A 21964-nucleotide genomic window follows, 5' to 3' on the forward strand; every position below is an offset into this window, starting at 1 on the left:
GGCAGAGTCGCGGAAAAATAAAGGCTTTCCAGGCGCGATTCTTCGCGCATTCCATGCAATTTGCCAGCACGCGCTCCGTGCCAGTGCCACCCCGGGCGCGGCTCAGTAGGTCACGCTGACCGTCACGATGTCCTGGTAGCTGTCTGGCCGCACGTTGACGCTGGTGCCGAGAACACGGCCGTACAAGGTCAGCGGCTGGACCTGGCCGGTGCCCGAGCCCGCGACGGTGTTGCTTCCCGTGACGCTGCCCCAGGCGCTCGTGCGGGCGGCGTTGCGGTAGAGCTGGTAGGCCACCGTGTCGGTGTTGCCGGGCACGCTTCCCGTTGGCGTCATCGTCCCTGCGCCGGTGGTCAGGTTGTTGGATGGCATGAGGGCGACCGTGTAGGAGGTCGGCGTCGTGCAGGTGACGTAGATCGTGCTGCTCTGGTCGATGTTGCCCCCACCCGGCAGGCCCGAGACGGAGCCGAAGTTCAGCGGATCGGCCGTGACCAGGCAGCTCTTGGCGATGGTCGCGCTGACAAGAAAGGGGAACTGGTCCGCCACCGCCGTGCCGCATGTGGTCGGCGCGCCGCCCGTGCTCGACGTGAGCGTGATCGACGTGTGGATTCCGGCGAAGTTGTCCTGGTACGAACCCGGAGGCACGGTGGTCTGCAGGGCAATCAACTCCCCGCGCATCGTGGTACTGCCCGAAATGGTGGTAGACCGGGCAGGAATGCTGATGTTGATGGTGTACGGGTTCGGCACCGCCGCGTTGCCGTTCGAGCCCCAGATCGTGCTGCTTGTCCCCTGGTAGAGCTGGAACTTCAACATGTCGCCCGCGCCGCTCTTCATGACGCGCGGATTGAAGTTCGTGAGACCTTCGTTGCCATCGCCGATGTTGAAGCAGACCCTGGCGTACTCGGTGGTGTTGGTGTTGCCGCTCTTGGTGCAGGTGTAGGTCAACGTGGCGGTGGTAGGCGCCGGCGTGCCGCCGGCGACCAGGTCGACCGAACCGAAAGCCACGTTCGTCATCGACGCGGTGCAATTGATCGACGCGTGCGCGCTACCGGCCGACAGCAGCCACAGCAGCGTGCAGAACAAGGGCAGGCGCAGGGCCCGCAGCGTACGGGTCAGAAGACTCGTGGCATCTCTCATGGCGTCTTGGCCTCCCTGGTGCAGCGCAGCGGCCCGATCTGCGGGATTGCCGCACCGTCCTTGCGATAGTCGAAGCGGGTCCGGCAGGCGCCCCCGGGCGTCTGCACGTCGAGCGTGTTGTGGGCCTGGAGCGATTCGAGGTACACCGCACCGTCGAAGCCGACCAAGGCCGGCTCACCGTCCTGCCCGTTCGCGCGCACACGGCTGCCCAGCGGCAGGGGCTTGCCCGCCTCGTCCACCAGCAGCAGCGCGGCCGCGCTGACCGGTGTGATGCCGAATCGCACCAACGTGCCGGAGCGGTCGCTCGGCGTGGCGACTGTCTTCACGCGTTCGATCTTCACGTCGGCGGGCAACTGCATCGGATCGATGGACAGCTGGTTGCTCTGGTAGGACCGCAGCGGCGCCACCAGCAGCATGCCCTTGTCATTCGTGGTGCCGATGTCCCGGTTCTCCAGCCTCACGGGCACGCCGGCAATCCCGTCGGTGGAAACCACCGCGAAGGCGTCGTCGATGCGACGCGCCACGAAAGGCTGGCCGCCCATGAATGCGATCGAGCCGGTGGCGCCGGCGTAGGCGTAGCGGCTGTCGCCGAGCACGCTGATGCCGGCCATGGTGCGGCCGTAGCGGCCCAGGTAGTCGATTTCGGCCTGTCCACCGTTCTGGCCGCCGCCCTGGCGCAGGCCGGCACGCCAGCCGATGCCGCCGTCGCCCGGCATGGAGCTCTGCGCATCGGCGGTGTAGACGGTCTGGCCCCGCTCGCGCTGGATGCCGGCACTGGCTGTGATGTTGCCGTCCAGCGCCCAGGTAAAGCCTACGAAAAGGCCGCGCTCGCGGCGGTTGTCCAGGTTCTGGTTGAGGCTCACGTTCATCGAGGCGCTGCTTCCGATCGCCCTGAACCAGTAGACGCTGGCCATGCGCGTCGCCTCCTGTGCCGGATAGCGCAGGTAGAGATAGCTGAGGCCGAAACTGCCGAAGTCCTTCGTGGTGTAGCCGATCGATGCCCGGCCGGAGCCGCGTGGCGGCGGGCTGCCGTAGAGAGATGCGACATCGCGGTAGTCCCCGCGCGTGCGCGTGCCCTCGACCGCGAAATTGAACTGGTTGTCTCGCCAGCTGTAGCCCAGGTTGAGCAGCGAGCCTCGCCCCCCGCTGTGGCTGCTGTGCGCCACGGCGCCCGCCAGCACGCCGCTTTGCCCGAGCAGCCACGCGCCGCCGACGCCGCCGTTCACCAGACCCTTCGTGGTCTCGCCGTGCGCCTCCAGCGTGAAGCTGTTGCTCACGCCGTAGCGCCAGGTGCCGGTGACGGCGGGATCGCTGCCGTAGTCGTTCGAGCGCAGGCCGTAGTTCTTGCGCACCACGCCGAGATCGACGGACCAGTCGGACAGCCCCTCCTGCAGCAACCGCTGCGTGTCGTACAGAGAGAAATCGAGCGTCGTGGCGCGGCCGAAGGCATCGGTGAGCACCACCTGGGCATTGCCAGCACCGTTGATGCTCGGAACCGTGTTGAGCTGGAAGGGGCCCGCCGGAACCTGGCCGGTGTATTGGCGAAGGCCGTTGATGTAGAGCTCCACCTGAGAGGGCAGCGTGGCCGACCCCAGGAACGCCGGCAACGGCGTGGTGGTGCGATAGGGCTGCAACGAGAAATTGCGCGAAAGCTGGATGCCGCCGATGCGGGTGGAGCGCGACCACGGCAGCGATGCGGTGGTGGTATCGCCCACGCGAAGCGTCAGCATGTCGTCGGGGTACGACTGGCTCCAGGTGGTGTCGAGCCGGACCGACTCGTGCTGCCAGCTTTCGTTGTCGACGCGGGATGCGCGCGACATCATCGTGCTGCTGAACACGCTGTTTCCGCTGAACGCGCGCACTTCGGCGAGCGCATTGAGGCTGGAGCTGTTGCCCCGGCCCTGCGTGCCATAGAGGTCGTAGTTGAGCAGCAGGCCCGGCGAAGCGCTGGCCTTCGGGGAGACGACCGTCGATGTGTTGACCACTGTCGTGGGCAGGCGCAGCACATCGGCAGAGGCATTGATCGTGAGGCTCTGCTTTGCGGCGTCGTACGCGACCTGCACGCCGGGAAGACTCTTGAGCCTCACGGGATCGGACACGCCCTCCGGCAGGATGAAACCCAGTTGCCGCAGCGTGGTGGCACTGGCCCAGAGCTCCTGGCCGCGCAGGCCGAAATGCACCAGTCCCTGGGGGTTGCCGTTGAGGCTCAGCTCCAGATAGAGGTCGCTGCCGGCCGGGCCGGTAAGGTCGCCTTCCGCGGCGGATGCGACCAGCCACGAACTCGAGCCGGCTGCGGTACCCTTGGCCTGAGCGGCAAAAGGCATCAGACCCGAAAGAAGCAGCAGTGGCAGGAGACGCTCAGCGGACGCGTTGAAGTGGCGGAATTTTTTCCTGCGTCGCGTTGCCATTGATCTTCGTTTCCAGGACGCCGCCGCCGGCAAAGGCTTCCGCGGGTGTCTTCAAGGGCCAACGCATGTTTGCGCCCGGCAGGACGTAGCCCATCAGGCCGCCGTGCACTGCGGTGCGCCGGCCTGCGGCATCGACAAAATCCAGATCGGCAAGCTGGGCGTGCATGCCGCCGCTGTTGGCGACTTCGAGCACCGCCTGGCCGCCCTCGCGGCGCAGCGACCATGCGAGCTGGGGCACAGCGGACTGAGCGCCCGCCGCAGCGATGAAGATGGGCACCGAATACCGCAGCACGAGCTGCAGGCCCTTCTTTTCCTTCACCTCGACCGGCAGCTCATCGATGATGACCCGATACGAGTTCTCGACCGCGCCGGCGGGAATGCCGGTGCGGATGACGCGGATCAGCTGTCGCTCGGACGGGGCCAGCTGCACCATCGGCGGACTCACGAGGAGTTCGCGCGAGGGCAACAGATTTTCAGCACCGTTCTCCTGCGACCAACGATAGACCCGCACCTGAGCGTGCACCACGCTGTCACCGGTGTTGCTGAGCCAGAGACCATCGGCGTTTTGCGTGGCCTGCAGCGTCAGCGTGACCGGAGAAACCTGCAGCCCGCTCGCCGAAGCGACCGCGTGCGCCAGGGCGAACGCGAGGGCGAAGGTGTAGCGAAGCAAGCGGTGCACGGGCAATCCAGGCAATCGATCAGTAGTTGACCTGGACGGTCACGGTGTCAAGGTAGGCGCCAGGCGTCACGTTGACGCTCGCGACCGTGGCCCACACGGGGATCGACTGGGCCAAACCGGTGCCGGTGCCGCTCACGCCGTTGCCGACCGAGATAGACGTGGCGGTGCTGCCCCAGATCGAACCGGTGGCGCTCACCGAGCGCAGTTGGTAAGGGATGGTGTCAGTGCCCGTCGAGGGGCTCATCACGCCGGCGCCGGTGGTGCTGTTGTTCGAGGGCAGCAGGCCGATGTTGTAGGGCGTCGACTTGGAGCAGGTCACGTTGATGTTGCTGCTGGCACTCAGGTTGGTGGCGGAGGAATCGACCGTATTGAAGTTGATGTTGGAGCCCGCGCCCGCCGTCACCGAGCAAGCCTTGGCAACGGTGATCAGAACCTGGAACGTGGCAGTGGCCGGGCTCGTGGCCGCCAAGACTGCGCTGGTGGTGATTGCAAGGACGGCGGCAACGATAAGGGAAGGTTTTTTCATGAGGAATGCCTACAGATGTAAATAAAACGTGGCTCTCGGCGAATTGGACGGGTTACAGGAAGTTGTTTTGAGGTCCAAAGTTCGCAATTTGGAATTGTGGATTTTAGTTAACAATTGATCTTCCGTGTGTGTGGATGTTACGAAATGGCCTCGATCGGCCCGCTTGACGTTGCGAATTAACGAGTTTTCGTGACTTTTGTTGCAAAACAGCTTCGAGAAAAGTAAGCACACGGGCGCTGTCGCGCGCCTAAACATCGCCCAGCCCCAAACCAGTGCGTCGCCACTGGCACGTCGCTTGCATAACCTGACCACTTGCTCTGATTAAGCGGTCAAACACACCATGCGCGTGCTCGTCGTCTACTGCCATCCGGTCGAAACCAGCTTCCATGCCGCCCTGCACCAGGAGGTGCTGAAGAACCTGCGCGCCGCGGGGCACGAGGTGGACGACTGCGACCTCTACGCCGAGGGCTTCAACCCGGTGCTGTCGCGCGAGGAGCGGCTGGGCTACCACGAGGTGCCGGCCAATCAGCTGCCGCTGAAACCTTACGTGGAGCGGCTGCAGTGGGCCGAAGGCATCGTGTTCTGCTTTCCGACGTGGTGCTTCGGCCTCCCGGCGATGCTCAAGGGCTACTTCGACCGGCTCTTCATGCCGGGCGTGGCCTTCGACATCAGCGACCCGGCGAATGTGAAGCCGATGCTCACGCACATCCAGCGCATCAGCGCCGTGGTCACCTATGGCCGGCCGCGCTGGATGGCCTGGTACATGGGCGATCCGCCGCGCAAGATCGTTACGCGCTACATGAAGCGCCTCACCGGCCAGCGCGCCCGGGTGGACTACCACGCCCACTACCACATGAACGTGGCGACCGAGCCCCAGCTCAAGCGCTTCATGGCGCGGGTCGGGCAAGCAATGGCGCGCTTCGCATGAGCGCCGCGCCGGGCCACCCCAGGCCAGCTCGCGCCGCGGTGCGCAGCACGAAGGCACGCCAATGAGCACGCCTGCGTTGCTCGACAACGCGCGTTTGCCGCGCTGGCTGTTGCCGAGCGACTGGCCACAACGCGATGGCGTGCCGGTGTTGGCATGCATCGCCGTCGAAGCCGGCCGCGTGGCATCGGTGCGCCCTGCATCCGATCACGCCGAACGCCCCACCGCTGGTTGGGACCTGGCCGGCACACTGGTGCTGCCCGGCTTCGTCGATGCGCACACGCACCTCGACAAGGCCTTCACGCTGCCGCGCATGAAGCAGGTGCAGCCCGGCCTGCTCGGCGCCATCGACGCGATGCTGAACGACCGCGTGCACTGGAGCCCCGCCGACGTGCACGAGCGCGCGTCGCGCGGCCTGCAGTGGGCCTGGGAATGCGGCACCACGCACGTGCGCACACACGTCGACTGGTGGGAGCCCGACGCGGTGCCGCTGGCCTGGCCGGTGATGGCCGAGCTGGCGCAGGAATGGGCCGGCAAGGTGAAGCTGGAGCAGGTCAGCCTGATCAAGCTGCCGCTGTTCGAAGACGCGACGCAGGCGATGCGCCTCGCGAAGCAGGTGAAGGCCACGGGGCCGCATGCGCTGCTCGGCGGCTTCGTGCACTCCACCAACTGGAGCGAGAACGCACTGCGCAACCTGCTGCTGTCGGCGCAGGCCTGCGACCTCGATATCGACCTGCACGTCGATGAGGAACTCAACGCCTCGGCGGTCGGCCTGCAAACCACGGCCCGCCTCCTGCGCGAGATCGGCTACGAAGGCCGCGTGGTCTGCGGCCACCTCTGCGCGCTCGCGGCGCAGCCTGAGGCACAGGCCTTCGCCACGCTCGATGCGATGGCGCGCGCGCCGATCACCGTGGTGTCGCTGCCTGCCACCAACCTGCTGCTGCAGGACGCCGTCACCGGCCGCACGCCGCGCCTGCGCGGCATCACGCTGGTGAAGGAAGCGCGCGAGCGCGGCATTCCGCTGCTGTTCGCAAGCGACAACGTGCAAGACCCCTTCTGCCGGCTCGGCAGTTTCGATCCGGTCGAGGCACTGGGCACGGCCGCGCTGGTGGCGCAGCTCGACGAACCCTTCGACAACTGGTCAGAGGCGCTGTGCCGCGGCGACTGGCTGCGGCGCGCCCCGGCCCCCGCCACTCCGTCACTGGTCGGCAGCCCTGCCGACCTCGTGCTCTTCACCGAGGCCGACCGCCACGGCTGGCCTTCGCGCACCGCCACCCGCGTGGTGCTGCGCGAAGGCCGCGTCACACGCGGCGCCGTGCCTGCGGCCTGGCTGCGGCGCACCGAAGACGTGCCCTCTCTTTCGTGATCCACGCAACGCACCACCACCGACAACCGACAAGGACGCCCATGCTCCACGGCTACATCCCGCCCCACCGCTTCCTCCCCTACCTGAGCTGGACAGAAATCGCCGCGCTGCCCGACCGCGAGAACACGGTCATCGTGCTGCCCTGCGGCGCCATCGAACAGCACGGGCCGCACCTGCCCTGCTCGGTCGACAGCGTGATCGCCTCGGGCGTGATGGGCAAGGCGCTCGAGAAACTGCCGCCCGAGGTGCGCGCCTTCGCGCTGCCGACCATCACCTATGGCAAGTCGGAAGAGCACCTGCACTTCCCCGGCACGATGACGCTCACCGGCACCACGCTGCTGTCGACCGTGACCGAGATCGGCGAGTCGGTCTATCGCGCTGGCTTTCGCAAGCTGCTGTTCGCCAACGGCCACGGCGGACAGCCGCAGGTGCTGGAGATGGCCGCGCGCGAACTGCGGCTGCGGCATGGCGACTTCGTGGTGGTGCCGCATGGCGTGTCGCGCCTGCCGAACGCGTCGAGCAAGCAGATCGGCGAACAGGAAAAGCGCCTGTCGATGCACGCCGGTCATTCCGAAACGGCACTGATGCTGGCACTCGCGCCCGACACGGTGCACATGGAGCGCGCGGCGGCCAACTTTCCGCCGCCCTTCCCGATCAAGCTTTTGTCAGCCGATGGCCGCCCCGCCTGTGCATGGACCGCGCGCGATTTCGGCCCGAGTGGCGTGATCGGCGACCCCACCAGCGCCACGCGCGAACAAGGCGACGAGATCCTCGACACGCTGTCCGACAGCTGGGTGCAGGCGCTGACCGAGTTGCATGCGCTGCGCTGGGTCGTGCGCGAGGAAGCCACCTGGGAGCGCGGGCACCAGCAGGGCTTCATCCAGCCTTCGTTCGTGCCCGCTTGAAGAGGGTTCGGCCCGCTCCTTGCATCGAATCGCTCACCCCTTTCCTTTTTCAATCCAGCCCTTCGAGAGGTCCACCCCATGCGCTCTTTCGCCCTGTCCATGGCCGGCGCCGCCGCCATTGCCTTCCTCACCGCCGCCGCGCCCGCGCAGGCCGAGGACAAGTTCACCTACATGACCAACTGGTACGCGCAGGCCGAACACGGCGGCTTCTACCAGGCCGTGGCGCAAGGCATCTACAAGAAGTACGGCTTGGACGTGACCATCAAGATGGGCGGCCCGCAGGTCAACATCACGCAGATGATGGCCGCTGGCCAGGCCGACTGCATCATGGGTTCGAGCGACATCCAGATGATGCAGGTGCGCGAAGGCGGCGTGCCGGTGGTCAACGTGGCGGCCTTCTTCCAGAAAGACCCGCAGGTGCTGATCGCGCACGACGACGTGAAGAAGTTCGAGGACCTGAAGGGCAAGACGCTGCTGATCGGCGCGCAGGCCAACCGTGGCTACTGGCCGTGGCTCAAGGCCAAGTTCGGCTTCACCGACGAGCAGACGCGGCCCTACACCTTCAACATCCAGCCCTTCGTGGCGGACAAGAACACCGCGCAGCAGGGCTACCTGACCTCGGAGCCCTACGCCATCCAGAAGGCCGGCGTGAAGAGCACGGTGCTGATGTTCAGCGACCACGGCTTCCCGGCCTATGCGACCACGGTGTCGTGCATGGAGAAGACGCTCAAGGACCGCAGCAAGCAGGTGGCCGCCTTCGTGAAGGCATCGGCCGAAGGCTGGAAGAGCTACCTGGCCGACCCTGCGCCCGCCAATGCGCTGATCAAGAAAGACAACCCCAACATGACCGACGACCAGTTGGCCTACAGCGTGGCCAAGCTCAAGGAGATGGGCATGGTCACCGGCGGCGACGCGGCCAAGTTGGGCATCGGCGTGATGACCGACGCGCGCTCGAAGGCGAGCTACGACTTCCTTGTGGGCGCGAAGCTGCTCGACCCGTCGAAGGTGGAACTGGCGAAGACCTACACGACCGAGTTCGTGAAAGACGCCAAGGTCTTGCCCTGACCCTCTCCAGCCCTGAAACCAGGCGGCCGCGCGTTGCAGCCGCTCTCGAAAGGCATCACGCATGAATCGCATCGAACCCCACACCCTGGCCCCACCGCCCGAGCTTGCGCCTTCGGTACCCGCCGTCGAAGTGCTCTCGGCCGAGAAAACTTATCCCAACGGCACGCAGGCGCTTTTGCCGGTGGACCTGTCGATTGCCGAAGGCGAGTTCGTCACGCTGCTGGGCCCGTCGGGCTGCGGCAAGAGCACGCTGCTCAAGATGGTGGCCGGCATGCTGGAGCCGAGCGACGGCCGGTTGCTGGTGTGGCGCAAGCCCGTGGCGCAGTTGCACGACTGCCCGCACAAGCTGTCCTTCGTTTTCCAGTCGCCCACGCTGATGCCCTGGGCCAGCGTGCAGACCAACGTGCGGCTGCCGCTCGACCTGGCCGGCGTGCCGCGCAAGGAGGCCGACGCGCGGGTGACGGAATCGCTCGCACTGGTCGGCCTTGAAAAGTTTGCGGGCGCGCTGCCGCGTGCGCTGTCGGGCGGCATGCAGATGCGCGTGTCGATCGCGCGCGGGCTCGTCACGCAGCCCGACCTGCTGCTGATGGACGAACCCTTCGGCGCACTCGACGAGATCACTCGCCACAAGCTCGATGCCGATCTGCTGGAGCTGTGGCGCAAGAAGAAGCTCACGGTGATCTTCGTGACGCACTCGATCCACGAGGCGGTGTTCCTGTCGAGCCGCGTGGTGATGATGGCCGCGCGGCCCGGCCGCGTGGTCGAGCAGTTCCACATCGACGAGCCCTATCCGCGCAGTGCCGACTTCATGGTGACACCCGAGTTCGCCCGCCATGCCAAACGGCTGCAAGACAGCCTGCTGCGCGCCAGCAGCCACGCCGACGAGGAGGCCACGCGATGAAACGCACGCCCCTGCTCAACCAGCCGCGCGTGCAGCGCGTGCTGTACCCGGTGCTGATCGGCGTGGTGCTGGTCGCGCTGTGGCAATGGCTGGTGGTGGCGATGGAGCTGCCGCCTTACCTGGTGCCCTCGCCCTTCCTGATGATGCAGACGCTGGTGACCGACTGGGCGCCGCTGGGCAGCGCGCTGCTGGTCACGCTCAAGATCACGGTGCTGTCGTTTGCGCTCGCCACGGTGGCGGGCGTGCTGATCTCGTTCCTGTTTGTGCAGAGCAAGCGCATCGAGACCGCGCTCTTTCCGTATGCGGTGCTGCTGCAGGTGACGCCCATCGTGGCGGTGGCACCGCTCATCATCATCTGGGTGAAGAACCCGGTGGCCGCGATGACGGTGTGCGCCGCACTGGTGGCGCTGTTCCCGATCATCAGCAACACCACGCTGGGCCTGCGCAGCATCGACCCCGACCTGCAGAGCTACTTCAAGCTCAACCGCGCGACACGCTGGCAGCAGCTGGTGCGGCTTCGCATTCCAAGCGCGCTGCCTTACTTCTTCGGCGGGCTGCGCATCTCCAGCGGCCTTGCGCTGATCGGCGCGGTGGTGGCGGAGTTCGTCGCGGGCACGGGCGGCTCGGGCGCAGGGCTGGCCTACCAGATCCTGCAGGCAGGCTTCCAGCTGAACATTCCGCGCATGTTCGCCGCACTGCTGCTGATTTCATTGACCGGTGTCGCGCTCTTCGTGCTGATGGCGTGGCTGACCAAGGTGGCGCTCGGCTCGTGGCATGCGAGCGAACTTTCCCAGGATTGAACTTGACCATGAACGCTCCCGTTTCTTCCATCGAGCAGTTGCTGCTCGAATTGCCCGACCTCGACTGGATCACCGACGAGGGCCGCGTGACGCGGCTGTCGCAAGACTTCTCGTGGTTCAGCCCCGTGCTCAACCGCCAGTTGAAGGACAAGCGCGCCGACGTGGTCGTGCGCCCGCGCACCGAGGACGAGATCCGCGCGGTAGTCGGCGCCTGCGCGCGCCGCAACCTGCCAATCACGATCCGTGGCAGCGGCACCGGCAACTACGGCCAGACCACGCCGCTGGCCGGCGGCGTGGTGCTCGACATGACGGGCTACAACGCCTTCCTGTGGGTGCAGCCCGGCGTGGCGCGCGCGCAGGCCGGCATCCGCCTGGGCGAACTCGAAAAGCAGACAAAGCCGACGGGGCAGGAAATGCGCTGCGTGCCCTCCACCTACCGCAGCGCCACGCTAGGCGGCCTGTTCGGCGGTGGCTTCGGCGGCGTGGGCTCGATCAACTACGGGCCACTCGGCGCGCCGGGCAATGTGCTCGGCATTCGCGCGATGACCATCGAGGCCGAGCCCCAGGTGGTCGAGCTGCGCGGCACGGAGGCCATGCGCATGCATCACCTGTGGGGCACCAACGGCCTCGTGCTGGAGCTGGAGATCGCATTGGCGCCCGCGCACCCGTGGCTAGAGACGCTGGTGACCTTCGACAACTTCACCGATGCGCTTCACTTCGCGGACAAGCTCGCGAACGCGCCGGGCATCGTGAAGCGAGAGATCTCGTTCTTTGCCGCGCCCATCGCGGACCACCTCGCGCAACTGGCCGCGCACCTGCCCAAGGGCTGCCACACGGTGCTGTCGCTGGTGGCCGAATCGTGCGAGCCGGCGCTGCTGCAGCTGGTCGAGGCGCATGGCGGCACGGTGGGCTACCGCAAGACGGCGGCCGAAGTGCAGAAGAGCAACCGCACGCTGATGGAGTTCACCTGGAACCACACGACGCTGCATGCGCTGAAGATCGACCCTTCGCTGACCTACCTGCAGAGCGGCTTCATCCCCGGCAAGCATGTGGAGCAGATCATCGAGATGGAACAGCTGCTCGGTGGCGAGGTGATGATGCACATCGAGTTCATCCGCAACGTGGCGGGCCTGATGACCTGCAGCGGGCTTCAGCTGGTGCGCTTCAGCACGGAAGAGCGGCTCGCCGAGATCATCGACATCCACCGCGCGCACCAGGTGCACATCAACAACCCGCACGTGAACATCGTCGAAGACGGCAAGGCCGGTGGGCCGCTGCCGCCGGAGGTCATCGAGGTGAAGAAGCGATTCGATCCGCTGGGGCTGCTGAACCCGGGCAAGTTGCGCGACTGGCCCGTGAAGGCCGAGCCGGCAACCGCCTGACAACAACTACGGAGCGCGGCTTCAGCGCTGGCGGCGGCGCAGCAGGAATGCAGCCGCCACGATGGCGAGCGCCAGTATCCACAGCGGCCACAGGCCGAACGGTGCCACCCAGCGCGCATAAGGCGTGAGGCCGCGACGGCCTTCGACGCTCGCTTCGAGCACGCCGCGCGTGAGGCGCGGCAGTTCGTGCGTCACGCGGCCTTCGGCATCGATGACGACGGTCGCGCCGGTGTTGGTGGAGCGCACCATCGGCCGGGCGAATTCGAGCGCGCGCATGCGCGAGATGGACAGGTGCTCGTCGATGGCGACCGAATCGCCGAACCACGCGATGTTGCTCACGTTGAGCAGGACGGTCGGCGCCGTCGCCTCGTCGCGGAAGTTCGCGCCGATCTCGTCGCCGAACAAGTCTTCGTAGCAGATGTTCGGCGCGATACGCTGGCCCTGCCAGAGGAAGGGCGCCTGCGCGAGGCCGCCGCGTTCGAAGTCGCCGAGCGGGATGTTCATCATCTGGATGAACCAGCGAAAGCCCGTGGGGATGAATTCACCGAAGGGCACAAGATGGTGCTTGCTGTACTGGTAGACCCGCGATGCGCCGGGCTGGAAGCCGAGCACCGAGTTGCTGTACGTGCCCTGGTTTCCCATCGGCAGGCCGACGATGGCCGCCTGCGTGCCCTGGCTGTAGCGCGCCTGGATCGCTTCGAGGTAACCCGCCGGCAACTGCTGCGGCAGCAGGGGCAGCGCGGTTTCGGGCGTCACCACGAGCGAGGCCTTGGCATCGCGCAACTGCTCGCCATACCAACGCAACGCGGTTTCGATGCCACCACCGGGCACGAACTTCTCGTCCTGCGGAATGTTGCCTTGCAGCAGCGCGATCTGCAGGTTGCCGGTCGATCCCTTGGCGCCTTGCACGTCGGTACGAAGTGGCGCGACAAGCTGCGGCGCGCCGAACACCAGCGCGATCAGAACCGCTGCCAGTGCGATCTCGCCGGTACGAACGGGTCGGTGCAATGCGACCAGCGCAATGACCAGCGCGGCGGCGGCGCCGATGCCATAGACGCCGACCCACGGCGCGAGCGCAGCCAGCGGACCTTCGACATGCGCGTAGCCACCGGCGCCCCACGGGAAGCCGGTGAACCAGCTGCCGCGCACGAGTTCGGCCAGCGTCCAGAGTGCCGCGAAGACCAGCGCACCCGTCACCCTGCCCTTCGGGCCGCGCACGACGAACCACGCACTGGCGGCCGCGTAGTACAGCCCGAGCGCCGCGGCCAGCGCCAGCACGGCGATGGCGGCCAGCGGCGCAGGCAGCCCGCCGTAGGTGTGCATCGAGATGAAGAGCCACCAGAAGCTGCCGGTGAGCCAGGCGGTCGAGAAGAGCCAGCCATGCAGCCCGGCGCGGCGCCAGCCCGCGCCTTGGGCGCGCAGGCTGTCGAGCAGCCAGACGAGTGCACCGAGCGACAGCAACTGGAGCCACCACAAGGGCTTGCCGCTCACAGGCGACGCCATGGAAACCGCCTGCGCCAGGCCGGCGATGCCGAAGCCCAGCAGGCGAAGCAGATGGGTGGAAGAGAAAGGCGAAACGCGTTGCGTCGCCGCAGCGGGCAGCGGCATCAATCGGCCGCGTCGCCGCCGCGGGCCGGCGACACCTTGAACCAGCGCACCGCGCCGCCCTTGGTGTGCAGCACCACGAAGTCGAAGCCGCCCATCGCATGGTGCTCGCCGCGCTTGGGCACGTGGCCCATCTCGTGGGCGATCAGGCCGCCGATGGTGTCGAAGTCTTCGCTCAGTTGCTCTTCGTCGAAGACGATGCCGAAGGCCTCGGCCACGCGCTCGATGGGCGTGTCGCCCGAGACGCGGTAGGTGTGGTCGGCCAGGCCGAAGATATCGCCTTCATCTTCGGCAATGTCGAACTCGTCTTCGATCTCGCCGACGATCTGCTCGAGCACGTCCTCGATGGTGATGAGGCCGGCCACGCGGCCGAACTCGTCGATGACGATGGCCAGATGGTTGCGGTTGCCGCGGAACTCGCGCAGCAGGTCGTTCAGGCCCTTGCTCTCGGGCACGAAGGTCGCGGGCCGCAGCAGCGCACGGATGTTCAGGCCCGGCGCGCGCTGCAGCTTGAGCAGGTCCTTCGCGAGCAGGATGCCGATGATGTTTTCTTTTTCGCCCTCGTACACCGGAAAGCGCGAGTGCGCGGTGTCGATGATGAGGTGAAGCAACGCATCGAACGGCGCGTCGATGTTGATGACGTCCATGCGCGGCGCCGCGACCATCACGTCGCCGGCCGTCATGTCGGCCATGCGCAGCACGCCTTCGAGCATCACGCGCGACTCGGCGCCGATCACCTCGTTGTCCTCGGCATCCGCCAGGGTTTCGATCAGCTCGTCGCGCGAGTCAGGACCGGGGTGAATGAATTCGGCGAGCTTCTGGAGAAAGCCGCGCTTGTCTTCCCGTTCTACGGGTGCGCGTTCAGGGTGAGGGTCGGCCACTGCGGGAGGGCGGAGTTGAGGAAGGGCAAGGATACCGGATTGCGTGTGACAGGCTCCACCACGGCTTTTCCAGGGGAAAGAACACCGGCGGCCACCGCCGGGCCGCCCCAAGGCGAGGCGAGCCGCGCCTCCCCCTCGGAGGGTGGCGCACTACACGCAGCGAAGCGAAAAGCCGGAGGGCCAGCGGTCAGGAGGCGGATTTTTTCCGGGCGTCGCGCATGCCGCTGCGCACTTCCTGCAAGCTCGCCAGGAAGGCCCAGAACTGCTTGGCGCGGCTCTTGAGCGCGAAGTCGACCGCAGCGTAGTGCTCCAGCGCGATCTCGCTCATGCGGCTGTCGAAGGTGGCGCTGGGCAATTCGAGGTGCGCTTCGGCTTCGGAGCCGCTGCGCACCACGGTGGCGCCGGCATTGCGGGCGATCTTCAGCATGGCGGCGTTTTCGCTCAGCGCATGGATGAAGAGCATGCCCACGCCTTCGTTGCGGGCGACGACCACGGCGCGCTCGAACAGGCGGGCACCGTAGCCGCGGCCACGGGCATGCGCCGAGACCGAAACGCCGAATTCGGCGCAGTCGCTGTGCTGGTCGCTGGGCGCAAAGGCCAGGTGCGCCATCGCGATCAGGTCGAGGCGGCGGTTGTAGATGCCGAACAGTTCGTCGCGGTCGAAATCGAGGCCGTCGACGTAGCGCTGGATCTGCTCGTCGGCCGCCGCATAGCCGAAGCGCAGGTAGCGGTCGTGCGGGGTCAGCGCCAGCAGGTGGGCGGCGATGCGGTCGCGTTCACGGGGGCCGATCGAGCGGATCGGCACCATGACGGGCTGGGGCGCAGGCGTAGCGCGTGGTTGGGTCTCAACCATCGGCGCTTTCAGGAAAGAGCCAAGGCCGAGAGACGCCTTGAGGAGGGTCTTGGCGGTAAGCATGGCTCAAATGTAAGGGTTTTCCCTTAATCAACAACCCAGCAGGGACACTTCCAAGACACATTCGTGACCCATTACCAGAGCCCGTGGCGCCCGCGCAACCCGTTTGTGGCTAAACGGGAACAGCTGTTGTGGCTTTGACACGGTCCAGCACGAAGCTGGTCTTGCAGTCTTCCACGCTGGGGTGCTTGAGCAGGGTGTCCATGATGAAGCGGCTGTAGTGGGCCATGTCGGCCACCACGACGCGCAGCAGGTAGTCCATGTCGCCGGTGAGCGCGGCGCATTCGACCACCTCGGGCCAGGTCTGCACGCTGGCGCGGAACAGGTCCATCGGGTTGCGCTTGTGGCTTTCGGTGTGCTTTTCGAGCCGCACATTGAGATAGGCGGTCAGCCCCAGGCCGATGGCTTCGGGCTGGACCAGGGCGACGTAGCGGTCGATCACCCGGCTTTCTTCGAGCCGCTTGACCCGCCGCAGCACGGCACTGGGCGACAGGCTGACCTGTTCGGCGAGCTGGTCGTAGGTGGCGCGTCCATCTGCTTGCAGCGTGCGCAGAATGAGCCTATCAATCTTGTCCAGTGCTTCCATTCCTCTATTTTTGCAGTTTTACTGCGCAAGAGCCACCGCCAGCGCCCAGAAACGCTGAAAACCTGAGAGCCATCCACCCTACATTGCAGCACCGGCCGATTTCGCGCCCTATTCATTGAAATTCCCCACCCTTTCCGGAGACTGCACATGAGCCACGCCGACGCCCCCGCCTTCACGCCCTGGGAGAACCCCATGGGCACCGATGGCTTCGAATTCATCGAATACGCGGCACCGGACCCGGTCGCCATGGGCAAGGTGTTCGAGCGCATGGGCTTCAAGGCCGTGGCCAAGCACCGCCACAAGAACGTGCTGCTGTACCGCCAGGGCACCATCAACTTCATCCTGAATGCCGAGCCCGACTCCTTCGCGCAGAAATTCGCGCGCGAGCACGGCCCGAGCGTGTGCGCCATCGCCTTCCGCGTGCAAGACGCCAAGCAGGCCTACGAGCGCGCCACGTCGCTCGGCGCCTGGGGCTTTGCCGACAAGGCCGGCCCCGGCGAGCTGAACATTCCCGCCATCAAGGGCATCGGTGACAGCCTGATCTACCTGGTGGACCGCTGGCCCGGCAAGAACGGGGCAAAGCCCGGCGACATCGGCAACATCGGTTTCTACGACGTCGACTTCGAGGCCTTGCCCGGCGTCGCACCGGAGCAGGCGCTGTCGCCGTTCGGCAATGGCCTGACCTACATCGACCACCTGACGCACAACGTGTACCGCGGCCGCATGAACGTGTGGGCCGGCTTCTACGAGAAGCTCTTCAACTTCCGCGAGATCAAGTACTTCGACATCGAAGGCCAGGTGACAGGCGTGAAGAGCAAGGCCATGACCAGCCCCTGCGGCAAGATCCGCATCCCGATCAACGAAGAGGGCAAGGAGCAGGCCGGCCAGATCCAGGAGTACCTGGACATGTACAAGGGCGAAGGCATCCAGCACATCGCCATGGGCTCGGACGACCTGTACAAGACGGTCGACGCGCTGCGCACCAACGGCGTGACGCTGCTCGACACCATCGACACGTATTACGAACTGGTGGACAAGCGCATTCCGGAGCACGGCGAGAGCGTTGCCGAATTGCAGAAGCGCAAGATCCTGATCGACGGCAAGAAGGACGCTCTTCTGCTGCAGATCTTCAGCGAGAACCAGCTCGGCCCGATCTTCTTCGAGTTCATCCAGCGCAAGGGCGACGACGGCTTCGGCAACGGCAACTTCAAGGCGCTGTTCGAGAGCATCGAGCTCGACCAGATGCGCCGTGGCGTGTTGAGCGCCGCAAAATAAGGGCTTCTTCACTGCCCCAGGAGCCCGGCATGCGCAGCACGTCTTCGATCGGACTGACTTTCATCGCGGCGGCTGCCGCCGTTCTTTCAGGTTGCGCCATGGCCCCTGCGGCAACGCCGGTGGCCGGTTCGCACCTGGACACGGTGCAGAAGGCCGCGGTGCTGCGCATCTGCACGCCGGGCGACTACAAGCCCTTCAGCTTCCAGAAGGCCGACGCGTCCTTCGAGGGCATCGACGTCGACCTCATGACCGGCTTCAGCGCCAGCCTTGGCGCCAAGCCCGAGTGGATCAAGACCACCTGGGCCAACCTGCTGCCCGACCTTGCCGCCGGCAAGTGCGACATCGCGGTGGGTGGCGTGTCGGTCACCACCGACCGGCAAAAGCGCGCCTTCTTCAGCGCACCCTACATGGTCAACGGCAAGACGCCCATTGCGCGCTGCGCCGACGTGGCCAAGTACCAAAGCGTGGCCGCCATCGACAAGCCTTCGACCCGCGTGATCTTCAATCCGGGCGGCAGCAACGAGCGCTTTGCACGCACCAATTTCAAACAGGCCAAGCTCACGCTGCACGGCGAGAACGTGACGATCTTCGACGAGATCCTTGCCAATCGCGCCGACGTGTTCGTGACCGAGGCGGCCGAGGCCATCACGCAGCAGAAGCTCAAGCCGGGCCTGTGCGCGATCAACCCCGACAAGCCACTGCAATACGGCGAAATGGCCTGGATGCTGCCGCGCGACGACGTGGCCTTCAAGTCGTATGTCGACCAATGGCTGCACCTGCAGCGAGCCGGCGGCGACTTCCAGCGCGTGATGGACCGCTGGCTCAAATAACCCGAGAAATTCCCCATGGACACCCCTGTCGCCGCTGTTGTCACCCCCGCCGTCTACGGCGCCTCGGACCGCCCGCCCCGTGGCGATTACTCGCGCGGCGGCACGGTGCTGGCCGACTACACCTGTCCGCAGGACTGGGCCAGCTACACGGCGGCCGACCACGACACCTACAAGCGGCTCTACGAACGCCAAGCCGCGCAGCTGCCAGGGCTGGCCTGCGACGCCTTCATCAGGGCGCTGCCGTCACTGGGCGTGAAGGACCGCATCCCGCGCTTCGACGAGATCAACGACCGGCTGCACCGTGCAACGGGCTGGGAGATCGTTGCGGTGCCGGGGCTGATTCCGGAACTGCCCTTCTTCACGCTGCTGGCGAATCGCAAGTTTCCGGTGACGGACTGGATCCGCAAGCCGGAAGAGTTCGACTACATCGTCGAGCCGGATGTGTTCCACGACCTGTTCGGCCATGTGCCGATGCTGTTCGACCCGACCTTCGCCGACTATGTGCAGCGCTATGGCGCCGGCGGCATCAAGGCGCACGAGCTGGGTGCCGGCGAGAAGCTGTCGCGGCTGTACTGGTACACGGTCGAGTTCGGCCTGATTCGCCAGCCGGACGGCCTGCGCGCCTATGGCGCCGGCATCCTGAGCTCGGTGGGCGAGCTGAAGCATGCCGTGCTCAGCGACGAACCGCGCCGGCTGCCGCTGGACCTGCTGCGCGCCATGCGCACGCGCTACAAGATCGACACCTACCAGAGCAACTACTTCGTGATCGACAGCTTTGCGCAGCTCTTCGATCTCACGGCGCCCGATTTCACCCCGCTGTACGAGTCGCTGAAGATCGCGAACGACATCGAGGCGGGGGTGTTGCTGCCGGGCGAGACCGGCAAGGCCTGAGCCTTTTCGCTTCGATGGATCGCGCCGCGCGGCTATCGCCCGCGCGACAGCGCATGCCGGCCCCCTAGGACAAGCCCGCTGGCGGCGGAGGCACTCTGCCTCCCACAATCCGCGCCAAAGGAGCTTGCATGCAGACATCCGCGCGACAGAACTATCCGGCCGGCGTACCGCACGAGATTCATCCCGAGCAGTACCGGTCCCTGCCTCACATGTTCGAGGAGGCCTTCGGCCGCTACAAGGACCGGCCCTTCTCGGTATGCATGGAACGCTGGATGTCTTACGGCGAGCTCGACACGCTGTCGAAAGCCCTGGGCGCTTGGCTGCAGTCGCTCGGGCTTGAGCCCGGTGCGCGCGTGGCGATCATGCTGCCGAACATTCCGCAGTTCGCGGTCACCATGTGCGGCGTGCTGCGCGCGGGCTACACTTGCGTCAACGTCAACCCGCTCTACACGGCGCGCGAGTTGGAGCATCAGCTCAAGGACTCGGGCGCAACGGCCATCGTCATCCTCGAAAACTTCGCGGCGACGCTGGAGCAGGTCATCGAGCGCACGCCCGTGAAGCACGTGGTCATGACTTCGATGGGCGACCTGCTGGGTGGCTTGTACGGTGCCTGGATCACGCTGGCCGTGCGCCACCTGGCCAAGATCGTGCCGGCCTACAAGCTGCCATTGAGCGATGGCCGCACGGTCACGCCGTTCACCCAGGCCATTGCCCAAGGACGCGGGCGCACGCTGGGGCCCGACCGGAGCACGCTCGATTCGATCGCATTCCTGCAGTACACAGGCGGTACGACGGGCCTGTCGAAAGGGGCGGTGCTAACCCATCGCAACATCGTGGCTGCGACGCTGCAGGCCGAAGCCTGGTTCACACCGGCACTGGCGCGCGCTGGCGATCTGGCGAAAGTCAACAGCATCGCTGCGCTGCCGCTGTATCACATCTTCGCGCTCACGCTTTGCCTGCTGGTGATCCGCCAGGGCTCGCACATGACGCTGATCCCGAACCCGCGGGACTTCAACAAGTTCATTGCGGTGCTGAAGAAGCGGCCCTTCCACATGCTGCCGGCAGTGAACACGCTCTTCAATGCGCTGCTGATGCATCCGGACTTCAAGTCGATCGACTTCTCCACGCTCTTCGTCTCGCAGGCGGGTGGCATGGCCGCGTCGGAAGGCACGGCGCGCAGATGGTTCGAGGCCACAGGCTGCCCGATGATCGAAGGCTGGGGCATGAGCGAGACCTGCGCGATCGGCACCAACAACCCGGTGTCGAACACCGAGTTCACCGGCACCATCGGCCTGCCATTGCCGAGCATTGAGATCGCGATCAAGGACGATGAAGGCAATTCGCTGCCGATCGGCGAACGTGGAGAGCTTTGCATCAAGGGCCCCAATGTGATGACGGGCTACTACAACCAGCCGGCCGAGACCGCGGCCGCGTTCACGCCCGACGGATTCATGCGAACCGGCGACATCGCGGTCATGCAGGAGGACGGCTACAGCCGCATCGTCGACCGCAAGAAAGACATGATTCTTGTGAGCGGCTTCAATGTGTTCCCGAACGAGTTGGAAAACGTGATCTCGTTGTGCCCCGGGGTTGTCGAATGCGCAGCCATCGGCGTTGCGGATGAAAAGCAGGGCGAAGCCATCAAGGTTTTCGTGGTCCGAAAAGACCCGGCGCTGACGGAAGAAGCGGTGCTCCAATACTGCCATGCGCAACTCACGGGTTACAAGCGACCGAAGCACATTGAATTCAGAGAATCGCTGCCGAAGACCAATGTCGGGAAGATCCTTCGACGCGAACTTCGCTCCAGCGCGAGCGCCTGAATGAGCCACGCATCGGCGAGCGCCGGGCTGCCGGCGAGTGTCGTCGTGTTCGAGCGCGGGTGGCTGTCGTCCAACAATGTCCTGTTTGTCGGCGACGGCGAGACGGCGATGGTCGATACCGGTTATGTCACGCATGCGGACCAGACATTGGCGTTGGCTGAAGCGGTGCTGGGTGTGCGGCCGCTCGACCGCATTTTGAATACGCATCTGCACAGTGACCACTGCGGCGGCAATGCCGCGCTGCAAGCACGTTACCCAGCCGTTCAAACGGATATTCCGCCTGGCGAAGCGGGTTTGGTGGCGCGCTGGGACGAGCAGGGGCTGAGTTTTCTTGTGACAGGTCAGACTTGTCCGCGGTTTCAGTTCACCGGACTGCTGCGGCCTGGGGCGGAGCTCATCCTCGGCGGCGCACCGTGGCAGGTGCATGCGGCACCTGGCCACGATCCTCACTCGATCATCTTGTTCGATGCGGCGTCACGGACACTGATTTCCGCGGATGCGCTGTGGGAGAACGGCTTCGGGATCACGTTTCCCGAATTGGCTGGAGAGCCCGGGTTCGATGATGTGGCAGCGACGCTCGATCTGATTGAAGCCCTGAAGCCGCTGCGGGTGATTCCGGGGCACGGCGCTGTTTTTGATGATGTCGACAAGGTGCTGACTACCGCTCGGCGTCGCCTGGATGGCCTGCAACGCGATCCGGTGAAGCATGCGCGTCACGCCATCAAGGTGCTGATGAAGTTCAAGCTGCTGGAGGTGCAGTCGATCACAGCCGAGGACTGGGCTTTCTGGCTGCGAAGCACGCCATATCTCAGCGCGATTTGCTCGCGCTTCTTTGGCGATGTCGAATTGGATCAATTGACCGACGACACCCTCGGTGAGCTTATTGCTGTGAAGGCTGCCGAGTTGAACTCAGGGATTATTCGAAATCTCTGATTCGACGAGTCTTTGCCCTCGCTCCACTTGCATAGTGCCGACAACAGGCTGAAGGGCGCGTCTTCTTTTCTCGCCCGCTCCGTGCCTGCTATTCAAGCGTTGCTCTGGCTGTATTGATTTAGCTTTTTGTTCTTTATCT

General features: G+C 65.5%; 20 protein-coding genes. 12 read left to right on the forward strand and 8 right to left on the reverse strand.

Annotated features, from left to right (window positions below; genetic code table 11):
- Positions 1 to 102 precede the first annotated feature (102 nt).
- From ACGLHS_RS12070 to ACGLHS_RS12085, 4 genes are read right to left on the reverse strand one after another with little or no spacing between them, the layout of a single operon-like run.
- Entirely contained in the window at positions 103 to 1134 is a 1032-nt protein-coding gene (locus ACGLHS_RS12070) for a spore coat U domain-containing protein (protein ID WP_394479842.1), read from the reverse strand.
- Positions 1131 to 3458, reverse strand: a complete 2328-nt coding sequence (locus ACGLHS_RS12075; protein WP_394479844.1) for a fimbria/pilus outer membrane usher protein — start codon at positions 3456 to 3458, stop codon at positions 1131 to 1133. Before ACGLHS_RS12075 ends, ACGLHS_RS12070 begins: the two co-directional genes overlap by 4 nt.
- Before the next feature lie 34 nt (positions 3459 to 3492).
- On the reverse strand, positions 3493 to 4221 hold the full coding sequence (locus ACGLHS_RS12080; RefSeq protein ID WP_394479846.1) for a molecular chaperone: 729 nt from the start codon (positions 4219 to 4221) through the stop codon (positions 3493 to 3495).
- A gap of 19 nt (positions 4222 to 4240) precedes the next feature.
- Positions 4241 to 4747 (reverse strand): spore coat U domain-containing protein, encoded by a 507-nt coding sequence (locus ACGLHS_RS12085; RefSeq protein ID WP_394479848.1) that lies wholly within the window; start codon positions 4745 to 4747, stop codon positions 4241 to 4243.
- A gap of 340 nt (positions 4748 to 5087) precedes the next feature.
- On the opposite strand from ACGLHS_RS12085, the gene ACGLHS_RS12090 reads away from it, so the two are divergent.
- From ACGLHS_RS12090 to ACGLHS_RS12120, 7 genes are all read left to right on the forward strand, one after another.
- Positions 5088 to 5675, forward strand: coding sequence for an NAD(P)H-dependent oxidoreductase (locus tag ACGLHS_RS12090; protein ID WP_187112445.1), 588 nt, complete (start codon positions 5088 to 5090; stop codon positions 5673 to 5675).
- A gap of 61 nt (positions 5676 to 5736) precedes the next feature.
- Entirely contained in the window at positions 5737 to 7038 is a 1302-nt protein-coding gene (locus tag ACGLHS_RS12095) for an amidohydrolase family protein (protein WP_394479850.1), read from the forward strand.
- Positions 7039 to 7079: 41 nt separating this feature from the next.
- Entirely contained in the window at positions 7080 to 7943 is an 864-nt protein-coding gene (locus ACGLHS_RS12100) for a creatininase family protein (protein ID WP_093246522.1), read from the forward strand.
- 78 nt (positions 7944 to 8021) lie between these two features.
- Complete coding sequence (locus tag ACGLHS_RS12105; RefSeq protein ID WP_394479852.1) at positions 8022 to 9008, forward strand: ABC transporter substrate-binding protein; 987 nt, start codon at positions 8022 to 8024, stop codon at positions 9006 to 9008.
- Between the two features lie 61 nt (positions 9009 to 9069).
- Positions 9070 to 9909 carry an ABC transporter ATP-binding protein gene (locus ACGLHS_RS12110; RefSeq protein ID WP_394479854.1) on the forward strand — a complete coding sequence of 280 codons (840 nt, stop codon included), beginning with the start codon at positions 9070 to 9072 and terminating at the stop codon, positions 9907 to 9909.
- Positions 9906 to 10709 carry an ABC transporter permease gene (locus ACGLHS_RS12115; RefSeq protein ID WP_093246519.1) on the forward strand — a complete coding sequence of 268 codons (804 nt, stop codon included), beginning with the start codon at positions 9906 to 9908 and terminating at the stop codon, positions 10707 to 10709. The genes ACGLHS_RS12110 and ACGLHS_RS12115 overlap by 4 nt, the downstream gene beginning before the upstream one ends.
- A gap of 8 nt (positions 10710 to 10717) precedes the next feature.
- Positions 10718 to 12091, forward strand: a complete 1374-nt coding sequence (locus ACGLHS_RS12120; protein WP_394479856.1) for an FAD-binding oxidoreductase — start codon at positions 10718 to 10720, stop codon at positions 12089 to 12091.
- Positions 12092 to 12112: 21 nt separating this feature from the next.
- Here the strand turns inward: ACGLHS_RS12120 and lnt are convergent, their stop codons facing one another.
- From lnt to ACGLHS_RS12140, 4 genes are all read right to left on the reverse strand, one after another.
- A complete protein-coding gene (lnt, locus tag ACGLHS_RS12125; protein WP_394479858.1) occupies positions 12113 to 13699 on the reverse strand; it encodes an apolipoprotein N-acyltransferase in 1587 nt (528 codons plus the stop codon).
- On the reverse strand, positions 13699 to 14577 hold the full coding sequence (locus ACGLHS_RS12130) for an HlyC/CorC family transporter (protein WP_093246517.1): 879 nt from the start codon (positions 14575 to 14577) through the stop codon (positions 13699 to 13701). Before ACGLHS_RS12130 ends, lnt begins: the two co-directional genes overlap by 1 nt.
- Positions 14578 to 14764: 187 nt before the next feature.
- Positions 14765 to 15493, reverse strand: coding sequence for a GNAT family N-acetyltransferase (locus ACGLHS_RS12135; protein ID WP_093246516.1), 729 nt, complete (start codon positions 15491 to 15493; stop codon positions 14765 to 14767).
- A gap of 109 nt (positions 15494 to 15602) precedes the next feature.
- On the reverse strand, positions 15603 to 16076 hold the full coding sequence (locus tag ACGLHS_RS12140) for an Lrp/AsnC family transcriptional regulator (protein WP_093246515.1): 474 nt from the start codon (positions 16074 to 16076) through the stop codon (positions 15603 to 15605).
- Positions 16077 to 16223: 147 nt separating this feature from the next.
- On the opposite strand from ACGLHS_RS12140, the gene hppD reads away from it, so the two are divergent.
- The 5 genes from hppD (at position 16224) to ACGLHS_RS12165 (ending at position 21825) form a co-directional block, all read left to right on the forward strand.
- Positions 16224 to 17351, forward strand: a complete 1128-nt coding sequence (gene hppD / locus ACGLHS_RS12145) for a 4-hydroxyphenylpyruvate dioxygenase (protein ID WP_093246514.1) — start codon at positions 16224 to 16226, stop codon at positions 17349 to 17351.
- Positions 17352 to 17380: 29 nt separating this feature from the next.
- Positions 17381 to 18181 (forward strand): transporter substrate-binding domain-containing protein, encoded by an 801-nt coding sequence (locus ACGLHS_RS12150; RefSeq protein WP_394479861.1) that lies wholly within the window; start codon positions 17381 to 17383, stop codon positions 18179 to 18181.
- Between the two features lie 15 nt (positions 18182 to 18196).
- On the forward strand, positions 18197 to 19072 hold the full coding sequence (gene phhA, locus ACGLHS_RS12155; RefSeq protein ID WP_394479863.1) for a phenylalanine 4-monooxygenase: 876 nt from the start codon (positions 18197 to 18199) through the stop codon (positions 19070 to 19072).
- A gap of 128 nt (positions 19073 to 19200) precedes the next feature.
- The gene (locus ACGLHS_RS12160; protein WP_394479865.1) at positions 19201 to 20892 is read left to right on the forward strand and encodes an AMP-binding protein; all 1692 of its coding nucleotides are present in this window, start codon (positions 19201 to 19203) and stop codon (positions 20890 to 20892) included.
- Positions 20893 to 21825 (forward strand): MBL fold metallo-hydrolase, encoded by a 933-nt coding sequence (locus ACGLHS_RS12165; protein ID WP_394479867.1) that lies wholly within the window; start codon positions 20893 to 20895, stop codon positions 21823 to 21825.
- Positions 21826 to 21964: the final 139 nt, after the last annotated feature.

It is taken from the genome of Variovorax sp. VaC1 (genome assembly GCF_043658315.1).
Classification (GTDB): domain Bacteria; phylum Pseudomonadota; class Gammaproteobacteria; order Burkholderiales; family Burkholderiaceae_C; genus Variovorax.

Coding starts and splice junctions, on each gene's coding strand:
- ACGLHS_RS12070 (WP_394479842.1), bottom strand. CDS start 1,134: ATGAGAGATGCCACGAGTCTTCTGACCCGTACGCTGCGGGCCCTGCGC.
- ACGLHS_RS12075 (WP_394479844.1), bottom strand. CDS start 3,458: ATGCCTTTTGCCGCTCAGGCCAAGGGTACCGCAGCCGGCTCGAGTTCG.
- ACGLHS_RS12085 (WP_394479848.1), bottom strand. CDS start 4,747: ATGAAAAAACCTTCCCTTATCGTTGCCGCCGTCCTTGCAATCACCACC.
- ACGLHS_RS12090 (WP_187112445.1), top strand. CDS start 5,088: ATGCGCGTGCTCGTCGTCTACTGCCATCCGGTCGAAACCAGCTTCCAT.
- ACGLHS_RS12095 (WP_394479850.1), top strand. CDS start 5,737: ATGAGCACGCCTGCGTTGCTCGACAACGCGCGTTTGCCGCGCTGGCTG.
- ACGLHS_RS12100 (WP_093246522.1), top strand. CDS start 7,080: ATGCTCCACGGCTACATCCCGCCCCACCGCTTCCTCCCCTACCTGAGC.
- ACGLHS_RS12105 (WP_394479852.1), top strand. CDS start 8,022: ATGCGCTCTTTCGCCCTGTCCATGGCCGGCGCCGCCGCCATTGCCTTC.
- ACGLHS_RS12110 (WP_394479854.1), top strand. CDS start 9,070: ATGAATCGCATCGAACCCCACACCCTGGCCCCACCGCCCGAGCTTGCG.
- ACGLHS_RS12115 (WP_093246519.1), top strand. CDS start 9,906: ATGAAACGCACGCCCCTGCTCAACCAGCCGCGCGTGCAGCGCGTGCTG.
- ACGLHS_RS12120 (WP_394479856.1), top strand. CDS start 10,718: ATGAACGCTCCCGTTTCTTCCATCGAGCAGTTGCTGCTCGAATTGCCC.
- lnt (WP_394479858.1), bottom strand. CDS start 13,699: ATGCCGCTGCCCGCTGCGGCGACGCAACGCGTTTCGCCTTTCTCTTCC.
- ACGLHS_RS12135 (WP_093246516.1), bottom strand. CDS start 15,493: ATGCTTACCGCCAAGACCCTCCTCAAGGCGTCTCTCGGCCTTGGCTCT.
- ACGLHS_RS12140 (WP_093246515.1), bottom strand. CDS start 16,076: ATGGAAGCACTGGACAAGATTGATAGGCTCATTCTGCGCACGCTGCAA.
- hppD (WP_093246514.1), top strand. CDS start 16,224: ATGAGCCACGCCGACGCCCCCGCCTTCACGCCCTGGGAGAACCCCATG.
- ACGLHS_RS12150 (WP_394479861.1), top strand. CDS start 17,381: ATGCGCAGCACGTCTTCGATCGGACTGACTTTCATCGCGGCGGCTGCC.
- phhA (WP_394479863.1), top strand. CDS start 18,197: ATGGACACCCCTGTCGCCGCTGTTGTCACCCCCGCCGTCTACGGCGCC.
- ACGLHS_RS12160 (WP_394479865.1), top strand. CDS start 19,201: ATGCAGACATCCGCGCGACAGAACTATCCGGCCGGCGTACCGCACGAG.
- ACGLHS_RS12165 (WP_394479867.1), top strand. CDS start 20,893: ATGAGCCACGCATCGGCGAGCGCCGGGCTGCCGGCGAGTGTCGTCGTG.